This window comes from Pseudomonas oleovorans subsp. oleovorans, from assembly GCF_002197815.1.
GTDB lineage: Bacteria > Pseudomonadota > Gammaproteobacteria > Pseudomonadales > Pseudomonadaceae > Aquipseudomonas > Aquipseudomonas oleovorans.
In genome coordinates this window covers 83,559-108,416 of record NZ_NIUB01000002.1, presented here as the reverse complement: position 1 = coordinate 108,416, position 24,858 = coordinate 83,559, and the positions used below count along the sequence as shown (strand labels likewise).

General features: G+C 62.3%; 19 protein-coding genes and 3 pseudogenes. 9 read left to right on the top strand and 13 right to left on the bottom strand.

Translation table 11 applies throughout. The annotated features are described in order from the left end of the window. Positions 1-500: 500 nt before the first annotated feature. On the top strand, positions 501-4,541 hold the full coding sequence (gene hrpA / locus PSOLE_RS01480; RefSeq protein WP_074855651.1) for an ATP-dependent RNA helicase HrpA: 4,041 nt from the start codon (positions 501-503) through the stop codon (positions 4,539-4,541). 169 nt (positions 4,542-4,710) lie between these two features. On the opposite strand, the gene PSOLE_RS24075 is transcribed toward hrpA, so the two are convergent. Further along, on the bottom strand, positions 4,711-4,857 hold the full coding sequence (locus PSOLE_RS24075) for a hypothetical protein (protein WP_158212577.1): 147 nt from the start codon (positions 4,855-4,857) through the stop codon (positions 4,711-4,713). Positions 4,858-4,862: 5 nt separating this feature from the next. Between PSOLE_RS24075 and PSOLE_RS25090 the strand changes: the two are divergent. Continuing rightward, a pseudogene (locus PSOLE_RS25090) lies at positions 4,863-5,421 on the top strand (DUF6436 domain-containing protein). A 141-nt stretch (positions 5,422-5,562) separates the two neighbouring features. Here PSOLE_RS25090 and PSOLE_RS01465 read toward each other — a convergent pair. Further along, positions 5,563-6,117 carry a nucleotidyltransferase family protein gene (locus PSOLE_RS01465; protein ID WP_004423926.1) on the bottom strand — a complete coding sequence of 185 codons (555 nt, stop codon included), beginning with the start codon at positions 6,115-6,117 and terminating at the stop codon, positions 5,563-5,565. 214 nt (positions 6,118-6,331) lie between these two features. On the opposite strand from PSOLE_RS01465, the gene PSOLE_RS01460 reads away from it, so the two are divergent. Then, positions 6,332-7,771 carry an alpha/beta hydrolase gene (locus PSOLE_RS01460; protein ID WP_074855653.1) on the top strand — a complete coding sequence of 480 codons (1,440 nt, stop codon included), beginning with the start codon at positions 6,332-6,334 and terminating at the stop codon, positions 7,769-7,771. Between the two features lie 63 nt (positions 7,772-7,834). Here the strand turns inward: PSOLE_RS01460 and PSOLE_RS01455 are convergent, their stop codons facing one another. Then, entirely contained in the window at positions 7,835-8,098 is a 264-nt protein-coding gene (locus PSOLE_RS01455; protein ID WP_039964467.1) for a hypothetical protein, read from the bottom strand. 195 nt (positions 8,099-8,293) lie between these two features. Here PSOLE_RS01455 and PSOLE_RS01450 point away from each other — a divergent pair, with 195 nt between their 5' ends. After that, entirely contained in the window at positions 8,294-8,824 is a 531-nt protein-coding gene (locus PSOLE_RS01450) for a DUF3087 domain-containing protein (RefSeq protein WP_039964468.1), read from the top strand. Between the two features lie 576 nt (positions 8,825-9,400). Here PSOLE_RS01450 and PSOLE_RS01445 read toward each other — a convergent pair. The 4 genes and pseudogenes from PSOLE_RS01445 to PSOLE_RS01430 form a co-directional block, all read right to left on the bottom strand. Then, positions 9,401-9,958, bottom strand: a complete 558-nt coding sequence (locus PSOLE_RS01445) for a COG3904 family protein (RefSeq protein ID WP_039964469.1) — start codon at positions 9,956-9,958, stop codon at positions 9,401-9,403. Between the two features lie 66 nt (positions 9,959-10,024). Beyond that, complete coding sequence (locus PSOLE_RS01440) at positions 10,025-11,224, bottom strand: MFS transporter (protein ID WP_004423938.1); 1,200 nt, start codon at positions 11,222-11,224, stop codon at positions 10,025-10,027. Positions 11,225-11,299: 75 nt separating this feature from the next. Next, positions 11,300-11,942: pseudogene (locus tag PSOLE_RS01435) on the bottom strand (LysR family transcriptional regulator). A gap of 74 nt (positions 11,943-12,016) precedes the next feature. Beyond that, a complete protein-coding gene (locus tag PSOLE_RS01430; protein WP_074855655.1) occupies positions 12,017-12,718 on the bottom strand; it encodes a glutathione S-transferase N-terminal domain-containing protein in 702 nt (233 codons plus the stop codon). A gap of 349 nt (positions 12,719-13,067) precedes the next feature. On the opposite strand from PSOLE_RS01430, the gene PSOLE_RS01425 reads away from it, so the two are divergent. Continuing rightward, positions 13,068-13,505 (top strand): HIT family protein, encoded by a 438-nt coding sequence (locus PSOLE_RS01425; protein ID WP_004423942.1) that lies wholly within the window; start codon positions 13,068-13,070, stop codon positions 13,503-13,505. Positions 13,506-13,619: 114 nt separating this feature from the next. Here the strand turns inward: PSOLE_RS01425 and PSOLE_RS01420 are convergent, their stop codons facing one another. Further along, positions 13,620-13,886 (bottom strand): DUF2790 domain-containing protein, encoded by a 267-nt coding sequence (locus PSOLE_RS01420; RefSeq protein ID WP_004423944.1) that lies wholly within the window; start codon positions 13,884-13,886, stop codon positions 13,620-13,622. Positions 13,887-14,070: 184 nt separating this feature from the next. On the opposite strand from PSOLE_RS01420, the gene PSOLE_RS01415 reads away from it, so the two are divergent. Both PSOLE_RS01415 and PSOLE_RS01410 read left to right on the top strand, forming a co-directional pair. Further along, the gene (locus PSOLE_RS01415; RefSeq protein ID WP_074855657.1) at positions 14,071-14,496 is read left to right on the top strand and encodes a 3-isopropylmalate dehydratase; all 426 of its coding nucleotides are present in this window, start codon (positions 14,071-14,073) and stop codon (positions 14,494-14,496) included. 408 nt (positions 14,497-14,904) lie between these two features. Continuing rightward, positions 14,905-15,984 (top strand): extracellular solute-binding protein, encoded by a 1,080-nt coding sequence (locus PSOLE_RS01410; RefSeq protein ID WP_004423947.1) that lies wholly within the window; start codon positions 14,905-14,907, stop codon positions 15,982-15,984. On the opposite strand, the gene PSOLE_RS01405 is transcribed toward PSOLE_RS01410, so the two are convergent. Beyond that, a complete protein-coding gene (locus tag PSOLE_RS01405) occupies positions 15,947-16,276 on the bottom strand; it encodes a hypothetical protein (RefSeq protein ID WP_174574982.1) in 330 nt (109 codons plus the stop codon). The genes PSOLE_RS01410 and PSOLE_RS01405 overlap by 38 nt on opposite strands. Positions 16,277-16,346: 70 nt before the next feature. Next, a complete protein-coding gene (locus PSOLE_RS01400; RefSeq protein ID WP_004423950.1) occupies positions 16,347-17,957 on the bottom strand; it encodes an FMN-binding glutamate synthase family protein in 1,611 nt (536 codons plus the stop codon). A 237-nt stretch (positions 17,958-18,194) separates the two neighbouring features. Between PSOLE_RS01400 and PSOLE_RS01395 the strand changes: the two genes are divergently transcribed. Together PSOLE_RS01395 and PSOLE_RS01390 are read left to right on the top strand one after the other, a co-directional pair. Further along, entirely contained in the window at positions 18,195-19,316 is a 1,122-nt protein-coding gene (locus PSOLE_RS01395; RefSeq protein WP_004423952.1) for a beta-ketoacyl-ACP synthase III, read from the top strand. Positions 19,317-19,388: 72 nt separating this feature from the next. Continuing rightward, positions 19,389-19,859, top strand: a pseudogene (locus PSOLE_RS01390) (RNA polymerase sigma factor); the annotation flags it as partial. Between the two features lie 162 nt (positions 19,860-20,021). Here the strand turns inward: PSOLE_RS01390 and PSOLE_RS01385 are convergent. From PSOLE_RS01385 to darT, 3 genes are all read right to left on the bottom strand, one after another. Continuing rightward, the gene (locus tag PSOLE_RS01385) at positions 20,022-23,036 is read right to left on the bottom strand and encodes a type III restriction-modification system endonuclease (protein ID WP_074855662.1); all 3,015 of its coding nucleotides are present in this window, start codon (positions 23,034-23,036) and stop codon (positions 20,022-20,024) included. A gap of 113 nt (positions 23,037-23,149) precedes the next feature. After that, a complete protein-coding gene (gene darG / locus PSOLE_RS01380; protein ID WP_074855665.1) occupies positions 23,150-24,208 on the bottom strand; it encodes a type II toxin-antitoxin system antitoxin DNA ADP-ribosyl glycohydrolase DarG in 1,059 nt (352 codons plus the stop codon). Positions 24,209-24,222: 14 nt separating this feature from the next. Then, positions 24,223-24,858, bottom strand: a complete 636-nt coding sequence (gene darT / locus PSOLE_RS01375) for a type II toxin-antitoxin system toxin DNA ADP-ribosyl transferase DarT (protein ID WP_074855667.1) — start codon at positions 24,856-24,858, stop codon at positions 24,223-24,225.

Here is a 24,858-nt window from a genome sequence, read left to right as displayed (position 1 = left end):
GTCCCTGCTGATGAAAACGCCACCTTCGGGGCAAGGCGTTGGCTTAATCTGTTGATGCAGATCGCTAACGTCATGATCTGAAAGCCAAAAAGCAGAAGTCCCCAGCAGAAAATATCTCGGCTGGGGATTTTTGCTTATAGGGCCCGTAACCGCAGGCCATCGGGGAATCTTTCAACAGATTTCCCCAACGGCTAGCCTTCGGGTGGCGTTTTTCATTGCGTCACCTTACCTGTGGGTTGCGCCGAGTGGCCTGGTGGACTGTTCGCTTTGCTCCTGAGTCCGCCCTACGCGCTGGGCTTTAGTGGCACTGGAGTGATTTGACTACTTTTGGTCGGTCGCGGTAGGGACGGCAGTTACCTGCCGCCCCTACCGCGACCTTTTGGTCGAAAGGTACCGCTCTCTTACGCCTTAATCTCACGCCCTTTCGCAGCGGTATGGCCTGCCCGCCATAAGCCGTAATCTGCGACAATCGCGCCTTTGCCCTGATTGCCTCGATCCAGATGACTGACCTCGCCACGCTGCAGAAGAACCTCGACCACGTCATGATTGCCGAGCGCCATCGCTTGCGCCGGCAGTTGCATGAGCTGCAGAAGCATCCCGATGAGGCCAAGCTGGCGCAGTGGCTGGAGCGTTTCCAGGCGTCCAGCGACAAGGTGGCGGCGCGGCGTAGCAGCATTCCGGCGATGCGTTACGACGATGCGCTGCCGATTGCGGCCAAGCGCGACGAGATCAAGGCCGCGCTGGAGAAGAGCCAGGTGGTGGTGATCGCCGGTGAGACCGGATCGGGCAAGACCACGCAGTTGCCGAAGATCTGTCTGGAGATTGGCCGGGGTGTGCATGGGCTGATCGGTCATACCCAGCCGCGCCGTCTCGCCGCGCGTAGTGTGGCGACTCGGGTAGCGGAGGAAATCGGTACGCCGCTGGGTGAGCTGGTCGGTTATCAGGTGCGTTTCGAGGATCAGAGCAAGGACGGCACGCTGATCAAGCTGATGACCGATGGCATCCTGCTCGCCGAAACCCAGCACGACCGCTTTCTGGAAAAGTACGACACCATCATCGTCGACGAGGCCCACGAACGCAGCCTCAATATCGACTTCCTGCTCGGCTACCTGAAGACCCTGCTGCCGCGTCGCCCGGATCTGAAACTGATCATCACGTCGGCGACCATCGATCTGGAGCGATTCAGCAAACACTTCAACGATGCGCCGATCATCGAGGTGTCCGGTCGTACCTACCCGGTGGAAACCTGGTATCGCCCGCTGGCGGCCGAGGTGGACGAGGAGGGCGAGCGCCTGCTCGATGACCTGTCCATCGATCAGGGCATTCTCGCCGCGCTGGACGAGATCACCGAGCACGAGCGCAACGTGGGCAAGCGCCCCGGCGATGTGCTGGTGTTCCTGCCTGGCGAACGCGAGATTCGCGAGGCGGCGGAGGTGCTGCGCAAGGCCAACCTGCGTTTTACCGAGGTGCTGCCGCTGTATGCGCGGCTGACGCCGGCCGAGCAGCAGAAGATTTTCGCACCCATGGCCGGGCGCAAGATCGTGCTGGCCACCAACGTCGCGGAAACCTCGCTGACCGTGCCGGGCATCCGCTATGTGATCGACAGCGGCACGGCGCGCATCAGCCGCTACAGCTACCGCGCCAAGGTGCAGCGCCTGCCCATTGAGCCGGTGTCGCAGGCCAGCGCCAACCAGCGCAAGGGCCGCTGCGGGCGGGTCGAGCCGGGTATCTGCATTCGCCTGTACAGCGAGGAGGATTTCCTTGGGCGCCCGGAATTTACCGACCCGGAGATACTGCGCACCAACCTCGCGGCGGTGATTTTGCAGATGCTGCACCTGCGTCTGGGCAGTATCGAGGACTTCCCCTTTATCGAGCCGCCAGACGGCAAGGCCATCAGCGACGGCTTCAACCTGTTGCAGGAGCTGTCGGCGGTCAATCGCGAAAGCCAACTCACGCCCATCGGCCGGCAACTGGCGCGCCTGCCCATCGACCCGCGCCTGGGACGCATGGTGCTGGAAGGCGCCAAGCAGGGCAGCCTGGAGGAAATCCTTATCGTCGCCGCCGCGCTGTCGGTGCAAGACCCGCGTGAGCGACCGATGGATCGCCAGCAGGCCGCCGATCAGGCGCACGCGCAGTGGAAGGATGTGGATTCCGACTTCGCCGCGCTGATCAACCTGTGGCGCGGCTTCGAGGAAAAACGCCAGGAGCTGGGCAGCAACCCGCTGCGTACCTGGTGCAAGAAGAACTTCCTCAATTACATGCGTCTGCGCGAATGGCGCGATGCGCACCGGCAACTGGTGCTGATCGCCCGCGAGCTGAAGCTCGAAGGCGGGCGTGGATCGGGTAGGAGCCCGCTTGCGGGCGATCCGTCTGATCGCCGGCAAGCCGGCTCCTACAACGAACCCGTCGCGCCGACCAAGGATACCCGCGTCAACGCCATTGCCCGTCAGCAGGCCGAGGCCAGTGAGGCGGTGGTGCGGGCGAAGAATTACGCCGCCGTGCACAAGGCGATTCTCGCCGGCCTGCTCAGCCAGATCGGCCAGAAGACCGAGGAGGGCGACTACCTCGGCGCGCGTCAGCGACGTTTCTGGATTCATCCGTCCAGCGTGATCGGGCGTAAGAAGCCTAACTGGGTGATGGCCGCCGAACTGGTGGAAACCACCAAGCTGTTCGCCCGTATGGTAGCGAAGATCGAGCCGGACTGGATCGAGCCGCTGGCGGCGCATCTGGTGAAGAAGAACCATCTGGAACCGCACTGGGAGAAGAAGCGCGGCCAGGTGGTGGCATACGAGCAGGTCACCCTGTACGGCATGATCATCGTCGGCCGCCGCCCGGTGCATTACGGCCCCATCGACCCGCAGGTTTCCCGTGAGATGTTCATTCGCGAGGGCCTGGTGCGTGGCGAGATCAACAGTCGCGTGCGCTGCCTGACCGCCAACCGCCAGTTGCTCGAACGCCTCGACGAGCTGGAGGCCAAGTCGCGCCGCCGCGACATCCTAGCTGACGAGGAAACCCTGTTCGGCTACTACGATGCGCGTATCCCGCAGGACATCTATCAGGCCGCGAGTTTCGAGAGTTGGTACAAGAAAGGCAGCGCCGCCGACCCGCAGCTGTTGATCATGCGTGAGGAGGACGCCCTGGCCCGTGATGCCAAGGAAGTCACCGCCGCGCAGTACCCGGACACCTTGCGTATCGGCGAACTGCAACTGCCGCTGAGCTATCACTTCGAACCCAACCACCCGCGTGATGGCGTGACCCTGCGTGTGCCGGCGCCGCTGTTGCCGCAACTGCCGCCCGAGCGTCTGGAGTGGCTGGTGCCGGGCCTACTGGAAGCCAAGTGCGTGGCGCTGGTGCGCGGCCTGCCCAAGGCGCTGCGCAAGAACTTCGTGCCGGTGCCGGACTTCGTCGGTGCGGCGCTGGACAAGTTGGTGTTTGGCCAGGGTTCGCTGCCGCAGGCGCTGGGGCATGAGTTGCTGCGCATGACCGGTGCGCGAGTGCCCGACGAGGCCTGGCAGGAATCCGCCGCCGGGTTGGAAAACCACCTGAAGATGAACATCGAGGTGGTCGATGCCCAGGGCAAGTTCCTCGGCGAGGGCCGCGACCTGGCTGAGCTGACCGCGCGCTTCGCCGAAGCCAGCCAGGCTGCGCTGGCCATTCCGCAGCAGGACAAGACGCCGAAAACGGTGGAGGCCAAGGCCTTCGCCCAGGTGGCGGAGAAGACTCAGCAGAAGATCGCCGGGCTGTCGATGACGGTCTATCCGGCGTTGGTGGAAGAAGCGGGCGTGGTCAAGGAAGGGCGCTTCCCGACCCAGGCCGAGGCCGACTTCCAGCACCGCCGTGCGCTGCAACGTCTGCTGCTGCAACAGCTGGCCGAGCAGGCCAAGTTCCTGCGTAGCAAGCTGCCGGGGCTGACCGAACTGGGTTTGCTGTATCGCGATATCGGCCGCGTCGAGGCGCTGGTCGAGGACATCCTGCTGGCCAGCCTGGACGCCTGCATCCTCGAAGGCGAAGCCACGCTGCCGCGCGACGGTGCGGCCCTGGCGCAACTGGCCGAGCGCAAGCGCGGTGACTGGACGGCCCACGCCGAACGCATCGCCCGCCTGGTGCTGGAGATCCTCAAGCTGCACCATGGCCTGCAGAAGCGCTTCAAGGGCAAGATCGATCTGGCCCAGGCGATGGCGCTCAACGATATCAAGCAGCAACTGGCGAACTTGGTGTATGCCGGCTTCGTGCGCGAAACGCCGGGCGAATGGCTCAAGGAAATTCCGCGTTATCTGAAGGCCATCGAGCAGCGCCTGGACAAGGTCGGCGCGCAGGTGCAACGCGACCGCGTGTGGACGGGCGAACTGGCCGGCTACTGGGAGCAGTACAAGGTCCGCGCTGCCAAGCATGCTCAGGAGGGCAAGCGTGATCCGGAGCTGACGCTGTACCGCTGGATGCTGGAGGAATACCGCGTGTCGCTGTTCGCCCAGCAACTGGGCACCAAGATGGCGGTGTCGGACAAGCGCCTGAGCAAGCAGTGGACGCTGGTTGAAAGTTGATGATCGGCGCTCGCCCCGGCGGTGGGGCGAGCTATCCACTGATGAATGCGGAAACTGAAAAACGATGAGTGTGAATGATGAAAACGTCGGGCTGGGGCGCCGTGGCTGCCTGGGCCTGTTTCTGGCTGGCTTGGCGTTCGTGGTGCTGATATCGCCGGCCTCATCTACATCATGACCCCCCCAGGATGGCGAGATCGAGGCGGCCGAGCGCCAGGCCATCGAAGCCTGCTGGAAAAGTGCGCAGGCCACCGAACGTAGCTTCACCGAGGAAAGTTGTCAGGAAATGGAGAAGCAGTTCCTGCGCAAGTTTGGCCATCAGCCATGAACCTGCTGCAACGCCTGAGCTTCAAGCACCTGGTGGTGGGCTTCTGCGTATTGGCGCTGGGCATCGTGGTACTGATCTGGTGGCTTAGCGGCGCGGCGTATTTGCGGCCCTATGCCGAGCAGACGGTGATCTTCGGTCAGGGCGGGCTGAAGCTGCCGCCTGAGCTCGCTGGCCCTGGTCTCATTCGCGTTGGGATTGCCCCTGCAACGCGGAGACCGACGCGCACCTGCGCTATCTGATCGGCCTGCATCGCAATGCCGATGTGGCGTTCTACAGCGTGCAGAAGCCGGGCAGCAAGGGTGAGATCGCGCCGTTCCTGCGCGGGCGGATCAAGCCCTTGCCGGGTATCGAGGGCATGCAATCGCTGCCAGCCAGCCCGGCCTGGCGATCTGGGATCGCGACGGCAACCTGGCCTATGCCGGCCCTTACAGCGAGGGGTTGGTATGTAATTCCAGCAACAGCTTCGTCGAACCGGTGCTCGATGCGCTGACGCAGGGGCGCCAGGTTTCCCTGGCCAGTGGTTTGGCGGTGGGGTGTTATTGCGCCTGGAAGTAGGGGCGCAGGCTGATATGCCCGCAGGTGCCTCGCTTCCCCGGATGCTTGATCGTTTTGGAGAGCGCTCTGTGTAGGAGCCCCGCCTCGGGGCGAAGCTTTGCTGGCACCTGCCAGCCTGTCGCTATTGAAGCCCGATCTACCCTACGCAATCACCTTCAACTTCGGCCAGGTGGCCAGCCAGTTCTTGTCATGTAGGCGCTGTTGGTAGATCTGACTCTTCGCGTTCTGAAAGCGCCCGGCTGGGCGCACGATAAGGCCGAACAGATCCTCCAGGCCGAGCGGCGCGGCGACTTCCAGCCTGTCTTGTTCATCGAGCCTTATGGCCACCGCCGTCGCGGTTTCCGGCCAATGCCGTATCGCTTCGGTAGCCGAGGCGTAAGGCGCATCGCCATTGCGCAGATGCATGCGTGCCTGATTCTTCACCGACCACTGCAGCGATTCGTCCCTGTGGCGCAGTACCGTCTCCAGTTCAGCGTCGCGAGTGGGGGAGGTTTGGCTGCGGTCGAACCAGATCACGTCGATATCTTCTGGCAGCGGGGAGGGCGTGCGTTGGTGTAGGTGATCCCAGACCGCACTGCGTACGAAACCGGCGGCCACCCAGCAATCGGGCAGGTCGAGCTCGCGTACCTGCTGCAGGATGCGCAGGCGCTGTGGGTCCTTGGCAATGAGTGTCTGGAGTAGCGCGGCGAGATTCATGTGCGCAGCCTATCAGCACTGCCAGTTGCTTGCCTGCTCAGTTCATCCAGCGCTTCTGGCTTGCTTCCAGACCACGCAGCCTACTGAGTCGCATGGCACCGATACAGACCTTAAAGGCCAACCCAGTGGTGGTCGGGCGTCGCTTTGCACTAAAGTCCCCAAGCCGGTCGCCGGGACGGATTTTCCCGGCCAGAGATTTTGAGGGAGGCGCTTGATGCGTTTACCGCGCATTGCGATGGCCTGGACGCTGGTAGTGCTGTTGTTGATCGTGGTGGCCTTGCTCGGCATACGCATCGCCGGGCTATCGTCGTTGCCCGAGTTGGAGTCCTGGCATCGCCTGGTGCCGCAGGAGATGGAGGTCAGCGAGCTGGACGCTGCCGACTGGCAAGCCTATCTGGCCGCCGAGGCGACCCTGTTCGAACGCCTGCAGCGCGAACTGATCGAGCCGGTCACGGCCTCCGGCACGGCGCCATACAGCCGCTACGCCAGCGACAGCCCGGTCTACCCCGGCAATCTGCCGCGCGACTGGAATCGTTCCTTCATTCTGCAGCCGCCAGGTCCGGCGCGGGGCGTGGTGGTGTTGTTACATGGCCTGACCGACTCGCCGTACAGCCTGCGCCATATCGCCCAGCACCTGAGCGAACAGGGGCTGCTAGCGGTGGTGCCGCGCATGCCCGGCCATGGCACGGTACCGGCGGCGCTCACTGCTGCGCACTGGGAGCAATGGCTGGCGGCTACCCGCCTGGCCGTGCGCGAGGCGCGGCGCCAAGTACCGGACGGGCCGCTGTATCTCGTCGGCTATTCCAATGGCGGTGCATTGGCGCTGCGCTACAGCCTGGCGGCGCTGGGGGACGGGCAACTGGCCATGCCGCAACGCCTGGTGCTGATCTCGCCGATGATCGGCGTCACCAGCTACGCCCGTTACGCCGGGCTGGCGGCCCTGCCGGCGTTGCTGCCGGCCTTCGCCAAGTCGGCCTGGATGAACGTGCTGCCGGAGTTCAACCCGTTCAAGTACAACTCCTTCCCGGTGCACGCGGCGCGGCAGACCTATGAGCTGACCAGCGAGGTGCAGGCCGCATTCGATGCAGCCGAAACCGATGGCCGTCTGTCACGATTGCCACCGGTGCTGGCCTTTCAGTCGCTGGCCGACAGTACCGTGAGTACACCGGCCGTGGTGCGCCATTTGTTCGAGCGTCTGCCGGACAATGGCAGCGAACTGGTGATCTTCGACATCAACCGCTCGCAGGCGGCCAGCTCGCTGCTGCGGGCGGACATGAGCGGCTTGCTCGAAACCTTGCTGCCACCGGCCCAGCGTGACTACGACCTGACGGTGGTGGGTGTTGCGCAGAGCGGTGGTCGTCAGGTCGAGGCGCGACGAATCGCAGCCGGCGAGCGTGAGGCGCGGGTGACGCCATTGAACGTCGAATACCCGAGCCAGCTGTTCTCGCTGTCACACGTTGCACTGCCGTTCCCCACGGACGATCCGCTGTATGGCAGCGAACCGACCTCCGAGGAGTTCTACGGCGTAGCCCTTGGCACGCTGGCACCGCGCGGTGAGCACGGCGTGCTGGTGGTGGGGCTCGATAGTTTGCAGCGTATGACGTCCAACCCCTTCTACACCTATTTGCGCGAGCGCATCGACGAAGACCTGTAGGTGGCTCGGTGCGTACGGCGTCCGACCCTAGGGGGCACCGTGCGCACCGAGTGGTTTGAGGGGTTACAACCGGAAACGCCCGACCAGGCCATCGAGTTGGCTCGACAGTGCCTGCAAATCGCTGCTGGCCTGGTTGAGCTGATCGGCGATATGGCTGGTGCCGACGGTCAGCTCGTTGATGTCGACGATATTGCGGTTGATGTCCTCGACCACGCTGGACTGCTCCTCGGTGGCAGTGGCGACCTGGATGTTCTGGGCGCTGATCCGGCCGATATGGCTGTTGATCTGCTCCAGTGCTGCCGACGCCTTGCTCGCATATTCCACCACCAGCGCGCTCTGCCGTTGCCCCTCGGCCCTGGCCCGCGCATTTCGCCGCAAGGTGGGGGCGAGTCCCAGCGAGTGGTTGAAGCAGGGCGGTTGAGGGTTGAATCCTGTCGCAATTGTGGTTGTCACCGGGCTCGACCGAAGTGGCGCGATGGTGCATGGTGGCGCCCCATGTTGTCAGCTCCGAGAGTGCGTTTCATGTTCGAAATCCAGCCCATCGACCCCGCCTACTACCGCCAGCAGACCCGCCGCAGCACCATGGTGATCGCGGTCATCTTCGTGGCGCTGGCCATGCTCTGCGCCACGCTGAGCACGCAGCTGTTCGGCACGCCCGGTGGCGACAACTTCAAATGGAACCTGCTCGGTGTGCTGGCGGGGCTCGGCCTGACCATTGCCCTGGTGCGCCAGCGACTCTGGTCGCGGCCGTTCATGGCGCCGGCCGTTTACGGCTGGCGACTCAAGCGCAGCCTGATGCGTGTCACCAACGTCATGCATCACGTCAAGGCGGGCGTGGCGCAGGGCGATGACAGCGCGATGAAGCTGCTGCGCTTCTACCACCTGGGGGTGACCCAGATGCATCAGCTCGACGGCAACTCCAGCGAGCTGAGCCAGATGGTGCGCGAGATCGATAGCCATCGCGAGGCGATGGAGCAGCAGGGGCTGGATATCGAGCAGACGCGGCTCGACCTGGCTTGGCTGGAGCGAGTGAAGGCGTTCAAAGCGACCTGATCAGTTGTCCAGAGATAACTCCTGCATCTGACCTTGCCAGATGCCCTGGCGACGGCGCGCGATCACCAGGCAGTCACCCGTGCCGACCGCGCTTACCACCTGTCGCCCACCGGGCGCCCAGAACGCGCGGCGTCCTGCGCAGACCCAGCGCCGGAAGGACTGCTGTGGTTGGCCATCAACACCCCGAGGGACAGTTCACGGGCATACGCGCCGCGCCCATCGGCTTCGTCGCCGCGATGCTGTTCAACCTGGCGCTGACCTTCCTGTTCTGATGAAAAAAGGTTCTTCGCATAGTTTGGGGAAAGTGCTAGTAAGTACCGGATTGGCAAGTTTGTGCGCGTACCGTTTACTGACTTAGCACTATCCGTTACCGCGTGCGCTGAGCGTTTGGGTTGCGCCCCTTGCGGGCGAAACCCATCAGATCAGACGACACGCTAACGAATAGTGTCAAGCCATGGACAGCTAACACGTAATTGCCAGTCCGGTATCAAGCGTATCCTCCCCGCGAGGATGCGAAGAACCTGAAAAAACCGGCATCGAGTGATGCAGGGGCATTATCCCCGCAAGTCCGTCTCGCTATTTCAACCGATAGCGCACCAGCTCATCCTGGCTCAGCAGACGCAAGCGTCCTGGCGCGACCTGGTAGATGTCTTCCGCCAGGCTTACGTCGACACCCATGTCACGAAAGTACCTGGCTGGGCTGAATGGCTGGCTGCCGTGGGCGGCCTGTGCCAGCGCCGAGTCACCTGCGGAGAAGGGTGGTCGGCGCAGGGCAACGTGGCCGTTGACCGTGCGTTTGCTGCCAGCCGCCAGCAAATAGATGCAACTGCCCTGGCACATGCCGCCTGAAGGCACCAGCGCCTCGAAGCCGGTTTCGCGCAGCAGGCGACCCATGCGGATGGCCTCCGGGGCGCTGCCGCCGATGCTGTCGAGCAGGACGATCTTGCGCTTGTGCTTGCCCGGGTTGGCGCGCAAGCCAGCCAGCAGCTTCTCGTAATCGCCCGGAACGATCTCTTCGGAAATCTTCACCGCCAGCAGGCCGGCGTTAGCTTCGACTTCCACCTGTGCGTGGGCGGTCAGCGCGGTGAGCAGGCTGGTAGCGACCAGGGCGAATCGTAAACGCTGGGCAATCATTGGGCGGGTTACGCGATAGTGGCTCGGGAGGTAGACAATACCTGCCGGCGCAGCATCTCGCATCTGTCAGATCGCCCCGTTTTTGTGCTGCACCTTCCAGGCCCAGGCGAACAGCAGCAGGCCGCCGATGGCGGTGGCTGCGCCGATGTAGCCGGTGACCGTCCAGCCCATGCCGGCGCTGATGGCCAGACCGCCGAGCCAGGGGCCGAGGGCGTTGGCGACGTTGAACGCGGCATGGTTGGATGCGGCGGCGAGTGTCTGCGCGCCCGTGGCGACGTCCATCAGGTGGGTCTGCAGGGCCGGGCCAAGGGCGATCATGGTGCCCAGGGCGAAGATCGCCGGCAGGATCGTCCACAGGCTGTGCGCGGCGAACGGAAAGGCCAGCAGCACCAGCGTGCTCCAGGCCAGAATCCAGGCCACCGCGCGCAGGCGCAGGCGGTCGAACAGCCAGCCGCCGGCACTGTTGCCGACGATGCAGCCGGCGCCGAACACGCCCATGGCCAGGGGAATCCAGCCGGGGCCGACCTGGGTGACGTGGAGCAGGGTCGGCGCCATGTAGCTGAACACGCAGAACATCCCGGCGAAACCGATGGAGCCGATGCCCAGGGCCAGCCAGATCGGCGCGCGGTTGAAGGCGCGCAGCTCGCCCAAGGGGCTGCTGCGCTGCTCGTGCGGGTCGGCCGGGAGGAAGATCGCCACCATGGCGATGGTGGTGATGGCGATGATGCCGACCAGGGCAAAGGCGTAGCGCCAGCTCATGAACTGGCCGAGCCAGGTGGCCAGCGGGTTGCCGATCAGGATGGCCACGGTCAGGCCGGCCAGCACCCGGCTCACCGCCTTGGCGCGCTTGTGCGGGGGCGCCATGGAGGCGGCCACCAGCATGGCAATGCCGAAGTAGGCGCCGTGTGGCAGGCCGGCGATAAAGCGGAAGATCAGCAGCGGCTCGTAGCTCGGCGCCAGGGCGCTGGCGAAGTTGCCGAGGGCGAAGCAGCCCATCAGCAGCAGAAGCAGGATGCGCCTTGGCAGGCGGGCGCCGAGCAGGGCCAGCACCGGTGCGCCGACCACCACGCCGAGGGCGTAGGCGCTGATCACATGGCCGACCTGCGGCTCGCTGACGCCAAGATCGGCGGCGACGTTGGGCATCAGGCCCATAATGGCGAACTCGCCGGTGCCGATGGCGAAGCCGCCGAGGGCCAGGGCGAGTTGAATGAGAAGGATCGCGCCCGGCGACAGACTCGTCGCGGCGTCGGATGCAGAGTTGTTCATGAGAGACCTGGAAGGGCGAGACGCAAGCGCGCAATTATAATCTCCCAGCGCTTTGCTTGGGTATTGGCCGCCGCTCTATTTCGGGCTTGGAGATGGATGGCCGGCGTCGTTCAGGGCCTTCACGTAGTCGACGAAGGCTCGCAGCGGCGCCGGTACGTGACGCCTGCTGTGGTAGTACAGGTACGGCCCGTCGAAGTGTTGCCACCAGTCCTGCATGAAGGGTTGCAACTGGCCGCTGGCGAGGTGCGCCGCGATGTACTCCTCGAAGGTGTAGAGAATGCCGTGACCGGCGCAGGCTGCAGCGATCAGCAGATCCTGCGACGAGCTGACCAGGCGACCCTCGGGGGCGAGACGCAGGGTAGCGAGCGAGAAAATCGTCCAGCAGCTGCGGCAGGATGTGCCGCGCGATCACGCCGGGCACATGCAGGCGTAGTGAGCCGGCCGGGTTCTGTGGATCTTCCTGCAGGTCGTTGAGCGCGGTGTTGATCTCGTCCAGCGCGGGGCGCAGGCGCTCCAGCAGGCGCGCGCCGATTTCCGTCGGCGTCAGGCCGCGGGTGGTGCGGTTGAGCAGGCGCACGCCCAGTTCCTTTTCCAGGCGGCGTACGCAATCGCTCAGGGTGCCTGGCTGGTGGCATTGGTGGGCGCTGCCTGTGCGGCGCTGTGGGGATTGCTCGGTTGGTACCTGGTCGGGCAGGCCGATCAGCGTGGTGCCGAGCAAAAGGTGTCGGCGGCTACCTAAGCCAAGTGCAAGGGAAACGATGCGGGAGTCGGCGGCCGACTCCCGCAACATCATCAACCGCGCGCGGGAATGTTCAGCCCGCGCTGCACCGCCGGGCGGGTGAGGAAGGCATCGAGCACGCGGCGCACGTTGGCGAAGCGTTCGAACTGCACCAGATCACCGGCCTCGTAGAAGCCCACCAGGTTGCGAATCCAGGGGAATACGGCAATGTCGGCGATGCTGTACTCGCCGGTAATCCAGTCACGGCCTTGCAGATGCTGGTCGAGCACACCCAGCAGGCGAACGGATTCGGCGACGTAGCGGTCACGCGGGCGTTTGTCTTCGTACTCTGCACCAGCAAATTTGTGGAAGAAACCGAGCTGGCCGAACATCGGTCCCAGGCCGCCCATCTGCCACATCAGCCATTGAATCGTCTCGTAGCGGGCAGCGGCGTCCTGTGGCAGCAGCTTGCCGGTCTTTTCCGCGAGGTAGATCAGAATCGCCCCGGACTCGAACAGCGCCAGCGGATGGCCATTGGGGCCATCGGGATCGAGGATGGCGGGAATCTTGTTGTTCGGCGCCAGCGAGAGAAACTCGGGGCTGAACTGGTCGTTGCTGTCGAAGCTGACCAGGTGCGGTTCGTAGGGCAGGCCGATTTCTTCCAGCATGATCGAGGCCTTGACCCCGTTGGGCGTGGGCAGCGAGTACAGCTGCAGGCGCTCGGGATGCTGGGCTGGCCATTTGCGGGTGATGTGGAAGGTGCTGAGGTCGGTCATGTGGAGTTCCATGTCGAATGGGCCTAAGAGCCTGTTCACGATCAGATGCGCATCGGCGCTACTGCGTTAAAAATAAGCTGGATCGCCAGCCCGGTCGGAATGCTCATGTACAAAAGTACACTCTGCTTCCTCGCTTGTTTTTGCGGGGCCGCCATCGGCCTTGTATCGCTCTAGCTCGCGAGATCCTGAACAGCCTCTACGAAAGAGGCGATCAGAACACGAGTGGTTGGGGCGCAGGAAATCGATCCAGCTGCTAGTAGTCATCGATTCGAGCGATCCTGCCTGTTTCCTGCGTGCGAGCGAGGCGGTATGGTGGGTTTTTCATCCACCTGGCACGGAACCCATCGGTATGAGCCTGCACGGTACTTACGATCCCCAGAACATCTTCGCCCTGATCATTCGTGGCGACTTGCCCTGCTACAAACTCTACGAGGATGACGATGTACTGGCCTTCCTCGATCTATTCCCGCAATCCAAGGGCCACAGCCTGGTGATCCCCAAGCGCGCTGCTGCGCGCAATATTCTGGACATCGACGACGCCAGCCTGGCCAAGGTCATGGCCGTGGTGAAGAAGGTCACCCAGGCTGTCGTCGACGAACTGCAACCCGCTGGTGTGCAGGTGGCACAGTTCAACGGTGCGCCTGCCGGGCAGACGGTGTTCCATATCCATGTGCACGTGATCCCGCGCTTCGAGGGCGAGGGGCTGGGTATTCACGCGGCCACCAAGGCCGACTCGGCCGAGCTGGAAGCGCTGCAGGCACGTCTGGTCAAACGCCTGCAAGGCTGAAGCGACAGTGCCCCGGTTGCGTGATACGACCGGGGCACTGCTGTAGTTCGTGTCGGTGGGCTGAAGCGAAGCACGCCCGGCAGTGCCGACGAGCAGCAGGCGTTCAACGGATGCTTAGCCGTTCTGGCTGCTCAGCCCGCCCCACTCCATGAACCGCACGGCGTGCACTTGACCCTGGCTGTCGCGGTAGACCAGAACGCTGGGCACTACACCGCTCTTGCGGCTGTTGTCGGTGCGCTGCAGAACCTGGTCGATGTCCAGCTGCATGCCGTACTGGTATTCCTGCACTTCCACTTTGGTGTTGACGGGTGCTTTCTCACTGGCGAAGGCCATGGGGGCGAAAGCGGCGAGGAGGGTGGCGTTGAGGGCTGCGAATTTCATCTGGGTAGTCTCCGATTAGTTGCGCCGACTTAGGTGGCGCTGGGTTCGAGAGAGATGAAAACATTGCGCCCTTCATTGCAGAAATCGATGCTTCTGCTAGCGAAAATCGCTGCCATCGATACCTTGCTCACAGACGCGCCAAGCCCAATACTCAGGCGGCATTCATCTGCCCATGGAGGGCTTCATGCGCTCGATCCTCGTCGCTCTACCGCTGTTGCTGCTGGCTGGTTGTTCATCGTTTCGGGGCGACCCCGAGCACATCAAACCGGTACCGGAAGATCGCCTGCTGGCCTTTCAGGAGGTGCAGGCGAACAGTGCGCAGATCGTGGTCAATCGCGACTTCGGGGTGATGGGAGGCGGCTGCTTCGTGGCCATCGAGGTGGATCGCAAGGTCGCTGCACGCATCGGCGTCGGCGAGGTCGCGACCTTCCAGGTGCCGCCCGGCACGCGCGTGGTCGGCATCACCCCGGATCGTATGGACGACACCCTGTGCGGCATGGGCCGCCTGCTGCGGGAGGTGGCTGTGCCGGTGAAAAGTGGGGAGATCCAGCACCTGCGTATCGTCAGCCAGAACAAGGGGGGCTTCGATATCCGCCCGGACAAGCCTTGATCACGTTGCCGCTGTACGAGCGTTCATGTCGAGCGTGACGCTAGAGCAGGCCGTTGAAAAACTAACTACGTTGCCATTGCTGCGTTAAAAACAGCCTCGCGTGCGAGCCCAGTCAAAATGCTCATTTACAACACGTAAAGTCGGACGCGACCCCGGTCGTTTTTCGGCTGTTTTTGCGGGGCCGCCATCGGTATTGCACTGGCTGCCTCGCCTACGTTTTTCAACGGCCTGCTAGGGTCTGTTGCCGTTTCGTCGCGGCCGTGCGCGAAACGGCAACAGACCCTAGGCGGTTAGTATTCCCTGCATCACAACAGGGAGCATGAACGTGAATGGACTGCCGATAGCCATCGTCGGGGCGGGTACCGCGGGGCTCGCCACGCCGCGCCCCAGTGCGCCTAGGAGGCCCGGATGAAACTGCCCGCCAGTCTGTTGGCCGTGGCCCTTGCCGCCTGCGCGCACGCGCAGGCCGGTGCGGCGCCGCAGCAGGTCAACCTGTATATCTGGAGCGAATACCTGGCCCCGGACACCCTGGCTTCGTTCGAAGAGAAGACCGGTATCCACGTGGTGGTCGATCACTTCGATTCGCTGGAAACCGTGGAAACCAAACTGCTCACCGGCGGCAGTGGTTACGACCTGGTGCTGACTGCCGGCCAGCACCTGAGTCGGGCCATCGCCAGCGGTGCGTTGCGTGAACTGGACAAGACGCAGCTGCCGCACTTCGCCGGGCTCGATGACGAGTTCACCCAGCACATGGCCAAGTTCGACCCGAGCAATCGCTACGCCGGACTCTACGTCTGGGGCACCACCGGTTTCGGCTACCAGGAGCAGGCTATTACCCAGCGCATGGCCGATGCCCCGACCGATAGCTGGGCGATGCCGATGGACCCGCAGGTGGTGGCGCGTTTCGCCGACTGCGGGGTGAGTTTGCTCAATGATCCCAACGAGGTGTTCGCCGCTGCGTTCCGCTACCTGGGGCTGGATATCAACCGGCAGAATCTCGATGACTTGAAACAGGCCGAGGCCCATCTGGCCAAGGTGCGACCGTTCATTCGCTACTTCGACAATGACCGCAACCTCAGCGACCTGGCCAACGGCAACACCTGCCTGGCCATTGCCTGGAATGGCAACGTCGCCATCGTCGCGGCACAGGCCGAGCAGGCCAACAAGGACTTCCAGCTGAGCTACCGCATCCCGCGTGAAGGGGCTTTGCTGTGGTTCGATGCCATGGTCATCCCGCGTGACGCGCCGCACCCGGAGGCCGGGCTGGCGTTGATGAACCACCTGATGACGCCCGAGGTGATCGGCGCCATCAGCAACAGCATCTACTACGCCAATACGGTACCGGCGGCAGATGCCTTCGTCGATCCGGCGCTTCTCGCCGCCCCCGGCACCTATCCGCCGGCCGAGCTGCGCGCCACGCTGTACGCCAAGAATGACAACAGTCGCGAGTTCAACCGGGCGCTGAAAGGCAGGCTCCAGATGTACTGATGATGGGATTCGAGGCGCCAGTCTGGATTGACGTAGCAGCGCACGTCGATTCCGCCGCTGACCAGCCAGCGTTGAACGCGCAGGCGCGTAGCACCAGCATCTCTGCACGGCGGCCGACCTTCTGCACCAGGCACATTTGCAGAACGTAGAGAATCCCGCCCGTAGCCTGGCCATCGACGATCTTTATCATCGGCATGGCCCAGCTCTCGGTCACCGAGAAGCGCAGTGGGCGCTGCTCCTCGGCCGAGGCTGCGAGGCACAGCAGAAGCAGAGCGGAAAGCGAAAGGCGCATGCGCTTACCGGTTCAAGACGTTAAGCGATGCCGCCCCGAGCTTGGCCGTAGCGGACTGGGCGACGGCCGCTCAGGCCGGTGCCGGCTCGAAACTGTCGGCGCGCGCCATGCGCCACATGCGCTCGTAGAACTCCCCTGCGATCTGGCCGCTGAGCAACTCGCCCGGCGCGAGAAACACGTGCTGTTGAGCGAACAGCTTGATCTCGGTAGCCGACATGCGCTGCACCAGGTGCTTGGCATCAATCTGCGCCGGGTGGTCGAGGCCGGCGGCGGCGAGCATTTCGGCCAGCGCCTTGAGCGTGTTGCGGTGGAAGTTGTAGACGCGCTGGGCCTTGTCTTCGACCACCAGAGCGCGCTGGCGCAGCGGGTCCTGGGTCGCCACGCCAGTGGGGCACTTGTTGGTGTGGCAGCTTTGGCTCTGAATGCAGCCGATGGCGAACATGAAGCCGCGCGCCGAGTTGGCCCAGTCGGCGCCGATAGCCAGCACGCGGGCGATGTCGAAGGCACTGACGATCTTGCCGCTGGCGCCAAGCTTGATCTTGTCGCGCAGGTTGCTGCCGACCAGGGTGTTGTGCACGAACAGCAGCCCTTCGCGCAGCGGCACACCGAGGTGATCGGTGAACTCCAGCGGCGCCGCGCCGGTGCCGCCTTCCTTGCCGTCGACGACGATGAAGTCGGGCAGGATGCCAGTCTCCAGCATGGCCTTGACGATACCCATGAACTCCCAGGGGTGACCCAGGCAGAACTTGAACCCCACCGGCTTGCCGCCCGACAGCTCACGCAATTGCGCGATGAACTGCAGCAGCTCGACCGGCGTGGAAAAGGCGCTGTGGCGCGACGGCGAAACGCAATCCTCGCCCATGGAAATGCCGCGGGTGTTGGCGATCTCTTCGGTGATCTTGTGCTTGGGCAGGATGCCGCCATGGCCCGGCTTGGCGCCCTGGCTGAGCTTGATCTCGATCATCTTCACCTGCGGGCTGGCGGCCTGAGTGGCGAATCGCTCGGGGTTGAAACGGCCGTCCGAGGCGCGGCAGCCGAAGTAGCCGCTGCCCAGTTCCCAGACCAGATCGCCGCCGTGCTCGCGGTGGTAGGGGCTGATGCTGCCCTCGCCGGTGTCATGGTAGAACTCGCCGAGTTTCGCTCCTTCGTTGAGGGCGCGAATGGCATTGGCGCTGAGCGAGCCGAAACTCATCGCCGAGATGTTGAACAGGGAGGCCGAGTACGGCTGGCTGCATTGCGGCCCGCCGATCTCCACGCGAAAGCTGCGTGGATCGCTCAGCGGCGCCGGGCGCATCGAGTGGCTGATGAACTCGAAACCGTTCTGGTACACATCACTCAAGGTGCCGAAGGGTTTGTCAGCGCCTTCGTTCTTGGCGCGGGAATACACCAGCGAGCGCTGGGCGCGGGAGAAGGGCAGTTGCTCAGCGTCACCTTCGAGCAGGTATTGGCGAATCTCCGGGCGAATGCCTTCGACCAGATAACGAATGTTGCCGAGGATCGGGTAGTTGCGCCGCACTGCATGGCGCGTCTGTAGCAGATCGCCGATGCCGATCAGGCTGAGCACGCCGCTAAGCAGGGTGAACGGCCACAGCCATTCATGGCCAAGGAAAGGCACGCTGGCCAGGGTGAACAGCACGCAGAAGGCGAAGAATGCGTAGCGGCTGAGCAGGGAGAGGTTCATGCAAGCTCCAGGTGCGCGGATCGAGATAAGACTTTAGACCAAACGGCTATATTAGGTCATGTTCTGTCCACCTAGACACTCTCAAGGGCTGAGGACGAACCCCCTCGCCCTGTGGCACACTCAGTGGCCCGGAGCCAACCGTCGCAAGAGCTTGGCCCAAGTCTCCCGATTTTCGGCCTGCGCCATTGTCGCCGGCCTACTGCCTGAGGCCGCCAGCGGCCGAGAAGAGGAATGAGCGTGCATAACGTCGTCATCAGTGGTACCGGCCTCTATACCCCGGCCAACAGCATTTCCAACGACGAGCTGGTGGCATCCTTCAATGCTTATGTGCAGCAGTTCAACGCCGATAATGCCGAGGCCATCGCCCGCGGTGAGGTGGAGGCGCTGAGCGAGTCCAGCAGCGGCTTCATCGAAAAAGCCTCGGGCATCAAGAGCCGTTTCGTCATCGACAAGGAAGGCATTCTCGATCCGCTGCGCATGGTGCCGCGTATCCCTGAGCGTTCCAACGAAGAGTGGGGCATCCTCTGCGAAATGGCCGTGATCGCCGCCAAGGAAGCGCTGCAGCGCGCCGGCAAGACCGTCGCCGATATCGATGGGGTGATCGTCGCCTGCTCGAACTTGCAGCGCGCTTACCCGGCGGTAGCCATCGAAGTGCAGGCTGCGCTGGGCATCCAGGGCTGGGGCTACGATATGAACGTAGCCTGCTCTTCGGCCACCTTCGGCATCCAGGCCGCAACCACCGCGATCCAGACCGGTCAGGCCCGCGCCATCCTCATGGTCAACCCGGAAATCTGCACCGGTCACCTCAACTTCCGTGACCGCGACAGCCACTTCATCTTCGGTGATGCCGCCACTGCGGTGATCATTGAGCGTGCCGACCTGGCCACCTCCCTGCACCAGTTCGACGTGGTCAGCACCAAGCTGCTTACCCAGTTCTCCAACAACATCCGCAACAACTTCGGCTTCCTCAACCGCGCGGCGGAAGAGGGTATCGGTGCCAGGGACAAGCTGTTCGTGCAGGAAGGCCGCAAGGTGTTCAAGGACGTCTGCCCGATGGTCGCCGAGCTGATCGCCGCACACCTGGCGGAAAACCAGCTCAACGTCAGCGACGTCAAGCGCTTCTGGCTGCACCAGGCCAACCTCAACATGAACCTGCTGATTGCGCGCAAGCTGCTCGGCCGCGACGCCGAGCCGCACGAGGCGCCGGTGATCCTCGACACCTACGCCAACACCAGCTCGGCCGGCTCGGTGATCGCCCTGCACAAGCATCAGGACGACCTGCCGGCGGGTAGCCTGGGTGTTCTAAGCTCCTTTGGTGCCGGTTATTCGATCGGCAGTGTAATTTTGCGCAAGCGTTGAACTCTCTGTAGGAATGCCTGGCGCGTACGCAGAGTCTGATCGTGCGCGCAAGGCCCTACCCATGGGAGTTCTATGTCCGATACCGAACTGTTGGATCGTCTGCTCGCCGGTGAGCAGACGGCCTATCGCGAGCTGGTAGCTCGCTATCAGGGGGCGATGCGAGCGGTGGCTTACGCCATCGTCGGCAGCCGCCACGCCGATGAGGTGGTGCAGGATGCCTGGCTCGCCGTGGTGCGCAGCCTGGCAGGCTTTCAAGGGCGCTCCAGTCTTAAGACCTGGCTGCTGACCATCACCGCCAATACTGCCAAGACCCGTCTCAAGCACAACCGTCGCGAGGTGCTGCTCGACGACCTGGCCGCGCCCCATGGCACGGTGGGTGACGAGCGTTTCGCCGATGGCGGCCACTGGCTGCTGGCGCCCCATGCCTGGCATCAGGACAGCCCCGAAGCGCTGCTCACCGAAGACGAACTGCGCGAGTGCCTGGAACACACATTGGCCAGCCTGTCCGAGTTGCAGGCCAGCGTGCTGGTGCTGCTGCACCGGGCACGCCCTATAACGCCTTCTGGTTTAGTTGTAGTTTAAAGTTTTGAGTGGTCGCGCAGCGGTTTTGTACAAGGCCTGGCCGAGGCCAACTTGGTGTTGCTGATTAGCGCTTCTCCACTACCTCTTTGCTCGAACCATGTTGTTTTAATTGATCCTGCTGGCCTAGTTCAGCACACCAGCAATCACATCATCCACACTACTGGCTCGACCGAAGCGCAAGCTGGCCTCATCGGTTGCAAGCAGTTTGAAATGAGCGGTGCCGCAGTCGATCTTCGCTTGCTCAATAGGGCGAAGGTCATCATTGAACAGGCTGCTTTTGGTTTCCACTACAAAGTAGAGGCGTTCGGCGCCGTCTTGCTCAACCAGTATTGCCCAGTCGGGGTTGTAATTGCCGAGTGGGGTAGGGATGCGGAACCAGCCAGGCAGCTTTGCATAAACCTTTACGGCATCGTTGTGTTCGAGCGCTTGGGCGAAGTCATGCTCAATTGCGGAGTCATAGACCACGTGCTCATAGACCGACTTTTCCGTATTAAGCAGCATGTTCTTCAGGTAGCCGGTTAGCTCTTGCTGCTCGAACAGCTCCTGGGCATAGAAACTGTCGTCGCCCAGTTTCACGTACTTGATGCCGTCGACCAACGCCAGGCGCTTGCAGCGGTTGATGATTTCGCCCGCCAGTTCAATGAACTGCTGGGGGTTACGCTTGAAGTCATCCAGGCGCTTGCTTTCAGTGAGGATTCGCACAAGGGTGCGGCGAGTGAGCTGCGTGCGATCCTGCAGGTCGGTCAGAATATCCGGCAGTTCGATATCGCTCTCGTCCAGGGTGACGGTGTAGGCACCTTTTTTCTCATTGGCTTCTACGCCCGACTTGCCGATGGCTAGATCCGCTTTGCGCCATTGCAGGCGAGGGCGGAACACTGCCGGCGCTTTCTGCAGATTATTGATGCAGTCGGCGATCAGTTGTTCGTTGTTGAAGTCAACTCGATAGGTGGTCTGGTGCTTGATACGGTCCCAAAGGGCTTTGAACTCTTCGCTTTGCAACACGGCTTGGCGAGTTGGGACGGCACGGCGCTCATCAGCGTTTTTGATCTCCAGGCGTCCAGAGACTTTCTTCAATAACTCAACTATTTGTGAGCGCTGCGCCTCGAACTCGGGGGGGAGTTGCAGCACGCCATCTTTGAGTGCCTGCTTCAGCGAGTCCTGCACCTTGCCCTTGGCGTCCACGTACTGCTGAGCTTTCAAGAAATCCCAGAGTACTTTCGACTGCTCAAAGCCAAGCGGTTTGGACTCGCCATCTGCGCAGGTGATGGCAACAGCCGCGAACTGATGCTCCTCGACGATGCCGAATCGAATACCCGTGTCTTCTTCAATCTCTTTCTGCAGATTTTCAGCGAAGGCTTCATAGCTCTCAGTGGCAATCACGGTCAGGGTGTTCACCTCGAAGCCGCGCACCCTATCGCCACTTTGGTTAACGCACAGACGCAGGCCACGGCCAATGGTCTGCCGGCGCTCACGCTCGGATTGAATATCGCGCAGCGTGCAGATCTGGAATACGTTGGGGTTGTCCCAGCCTTCCTTGAGTGCAGAGTGGGAAAAGATGAACTTCAGCGGTGTGCTGAAGCTGAGCAGCTTTTCCTTGTCCTTCATGATCAGGTTGTAGGCGCGCTCAGCGTTTTCTCGGTTGCCGGCGTTATTCTCAGCGGTGTCAGACCAGCCGCCCTTTTTGTCGATGGAGAAGTAGCCGTTGTGCACCTCTTCAGCGCTGTGGTTGAAGTCGACCTCGCTGAACAGGCTTTGGTAGTCCGGGTGCTTGGCGAAACGTTTGTATTCTTCTTCGAAGATGGTCGCGTACACGCCTTTCACTGGATTGCCGTCAGCGTCGTACTGGCGATAACGCTCGACTGTATCGATGAAAAATAGCGACAGCACCTTGATGCCCATCGGGCGGAAACGCTTTTCCTTGTCCAGGTGCTCCTTGATGGTGCGGCGGATCATTTCGCGCTGAATCGCCAACGGTTCCACGCCGCCATGGACCTCACCAATGCGCAGGTACTTCTCGCCACCTGGGTAGCGCAGCTCGACGAACTCCTCGCCTTTGGCGGTGTTGATTTCGCCAATGCGAAGGTCTTTATAGACAGCGCGCTTGGTTGCCTGCTCCAGATCGTCGCCGTCGTAAACCGTGACCTCTTGGGTGGATACGCCACCTGTGGCTGTGCCAACATCCAACTCGACCTTGGCTGAAATCGTGCCGCGCTTGTTGCTGACCGCCACCAGCCGCACAAACGGTTTGTTGTGGGCATCCTCAATCGTTGCCGAGGCCACCTCGATTTGTTTGACCAGGCGGCGCTCGTAGGCGTCAACCGCGTCCAGCCGGTAGACCATGTGGTGCTTGTCTACGTGGGTCGCGGAATAGCGCAGGGTGCACAGCGGATTCATGGCATCCAATGCGGTCTTGCCGGCCCCTTTAAGGCCGCCATCAACGCTCTGCGGCTCGTCAACAATCAGGATCGGGCGGGTTGCCTTGATCAGGTCGATGGGCTTCTCGCCGCCCGTTTTTTCGCTGTCCTTGTAGAGGTTGTTGACGTCCTTCTTGTTGATCGCACCTACGGTCACCACCATGATCTGGATGGTTGAGCTGGTCGCAAAGTTGCGTACTTCGCCGAGCTTGTTCGAGTCGTACAGGAAGTAGTCGTAGGGCACGCCGGCATAAAGGCTTTTGAAGTGCTCCTCGGTGATCTGCAGGGACTTGTAGACACCTTCCTTGATCGCAACCGACGGCACCACGATGACGAACTTGGTAAAGCCGTAGCGTTTATTCAGTTCAAAGATGGTGCGCAGGTACACGTAGGTTTTGCCAGTTCCGGTCTCCATCTCGACGGTAAAGTCGCCTGACGTGAGCAAGCCGGAAGGCGAGAGTCCGCCGCGCAGTTGGATGTCGCTGAGGTTCTTGTGCAGTTCATCATCGAGCAGGGTCAGGCGGTTACCAACACCCAGGTCGGATTCGGCAATGCCCAGGGCAAACTGCTGTGGCGCGTCGCTCGGGTCGCTTTCTGCCGGGGCGGGGGCCTTCATGGTGACCGTGAACTCGGTACGGCACGCCTCCTGGCCACGGAACAGATCGCATACCGCTTCGATAGCCTGTAGTTGATAGTCGAGATCCGGCTCGAAGTGCAGTTTCATGTTCAATCCATTTTCAAGCTCGCCTTCAGGCAAGGGCGAGAAATTCTGTCAGTTAGCTGCTCGCCTCCCCCATACCGCAAGGCGGCAGGGGGAGTCAGATTCAGGGTGTCTTTTCAGGCGCTCAGGGCTATGGGCTCGATCCAGCCTTTGCTTGCCAGTACATCTACGGCGATACCGATCTGGCGTGGCGTGAATTGCTTCTTGCGAGCATTCCAGGCGTAGGTGCGGGCGACTACCTCATCGACGCTGGTAACCGGATCACCCTCTTTGACGATCCAATGCACGGTCGCCAGCAACTCCAGACCGAAGGGCGTCTCGAAGCCCTCTACCAGCTCGCCGACCCGGTCGAAACGGGCCCGTGTCTCGGCATTGGCAGCCAAGAAAGCATTAGCCTCATCGACCGCCCCAGGCACCAGAGTTAGGGGTTTGTCGGGTGCATCACCGCCATCGGCATAGCCCGCTACAAGGTGACCTTCAATCGCGCGCAATACGTGCCGAAGATTCTCGGCGTACGGGCCGTAGGCGGCTTGGACGTACTTGAGGCGCAGCGGCTCGCCCGCTGCCTGCATGAAGTACATCAGCTTGTGTACTTCCAGCAGGCTAATCGTTGGGTCAAGCAGGCCGCGAACATAGCGGTTCATCAGCTCCACCAGAGCGGCGCGCCCAGCGGTCATGTTCGGCACTTCGCGACTGTGGTGCATGGTGTCTGCAGCGGGGGCACCCTTGGGTTCGTAGACGCGCACGCGCACGTCCGGCAGATCGGCCATGGCTGCTTCGATACGCGGGCGCACCTCTGCCCAATCAAGCCCACCCAAACCGCTGCCCAACGGTGGAATGGCGATGGAGCGGATACCACGGCGGTGAATCTCGGCCACCAGGGCGCTGAGCCCTGCGTCTATGTCCTGCAAGCGACTCTTGCCGCGCCAGTGGCGTTTGGTCGGGAAGTTGATGATGTAACGTGGCGACGTGAGCTGGTTTGTGTCGAACACGAACATTCGACCAGGCTGCACCTCTTCACGCTTGCAGGCCGCCTCGTAAGCCTTGAAGTTCTCCGGCCACATATTCTTGAATTGCAAGGCAATGCCACGGCCCATTACACCGACACAGTTCACGGTGTTGATGATGGCTTCGGAGTCATCCCGCAGGATGTCGCCGCTGGTAAATTCGATCATGACTGGCTCTTCACTCAGTAATACCACTCTGGGCGTAGCTCGACCGTTGGTCTGTGCCCTTGTGCAGGCAGTGCATTCGCTACCTGCGTATAAATTTGTCGCGACTGTACGCCGATGCGCTCGACCAAGTGCCATGGGAAGCTCTGTTCAAGCAGGAACTCTGCTTGCTTAGGCTCTTTGCACGGGTGCCAGATCCGCGCTGCGACGGCATCCCAATCGATCTCGTTCAGTTGCGCCAGATCTGCACGATCCTCGAAGTAGTTCGAACCTGCATTGGACAATGTGAATGCCCAGCGCCTGGCTTGGGCATTAGCCCACTGTACGGTCGCATGCAGGTCAGCCTGCAAATGTACGATAGGCCCTTGGCCGCCGTTGTAGGCGAGGTCTTGATGGCCCCGGCTGATCAGGAACAGCATCACCGAGCGCGGGCAGAAGTAGAACGGCACACATTCACCGACATGCAGGCCCGGATGGCTATCCAGTTCCAGTTGCAGGCGGCGCTGCTTGATATGGTTCATGCCAATGACAGTGCCTGGCAACGCCTGATTCAACAGTACCGCATCGGAGAGCAAGCCAGCGCTGGCGATGATGGACGGCAAACGGTCCACATGGCAGATATGGTAAATCTTGGGTTGCGCTGGCACGGCCAT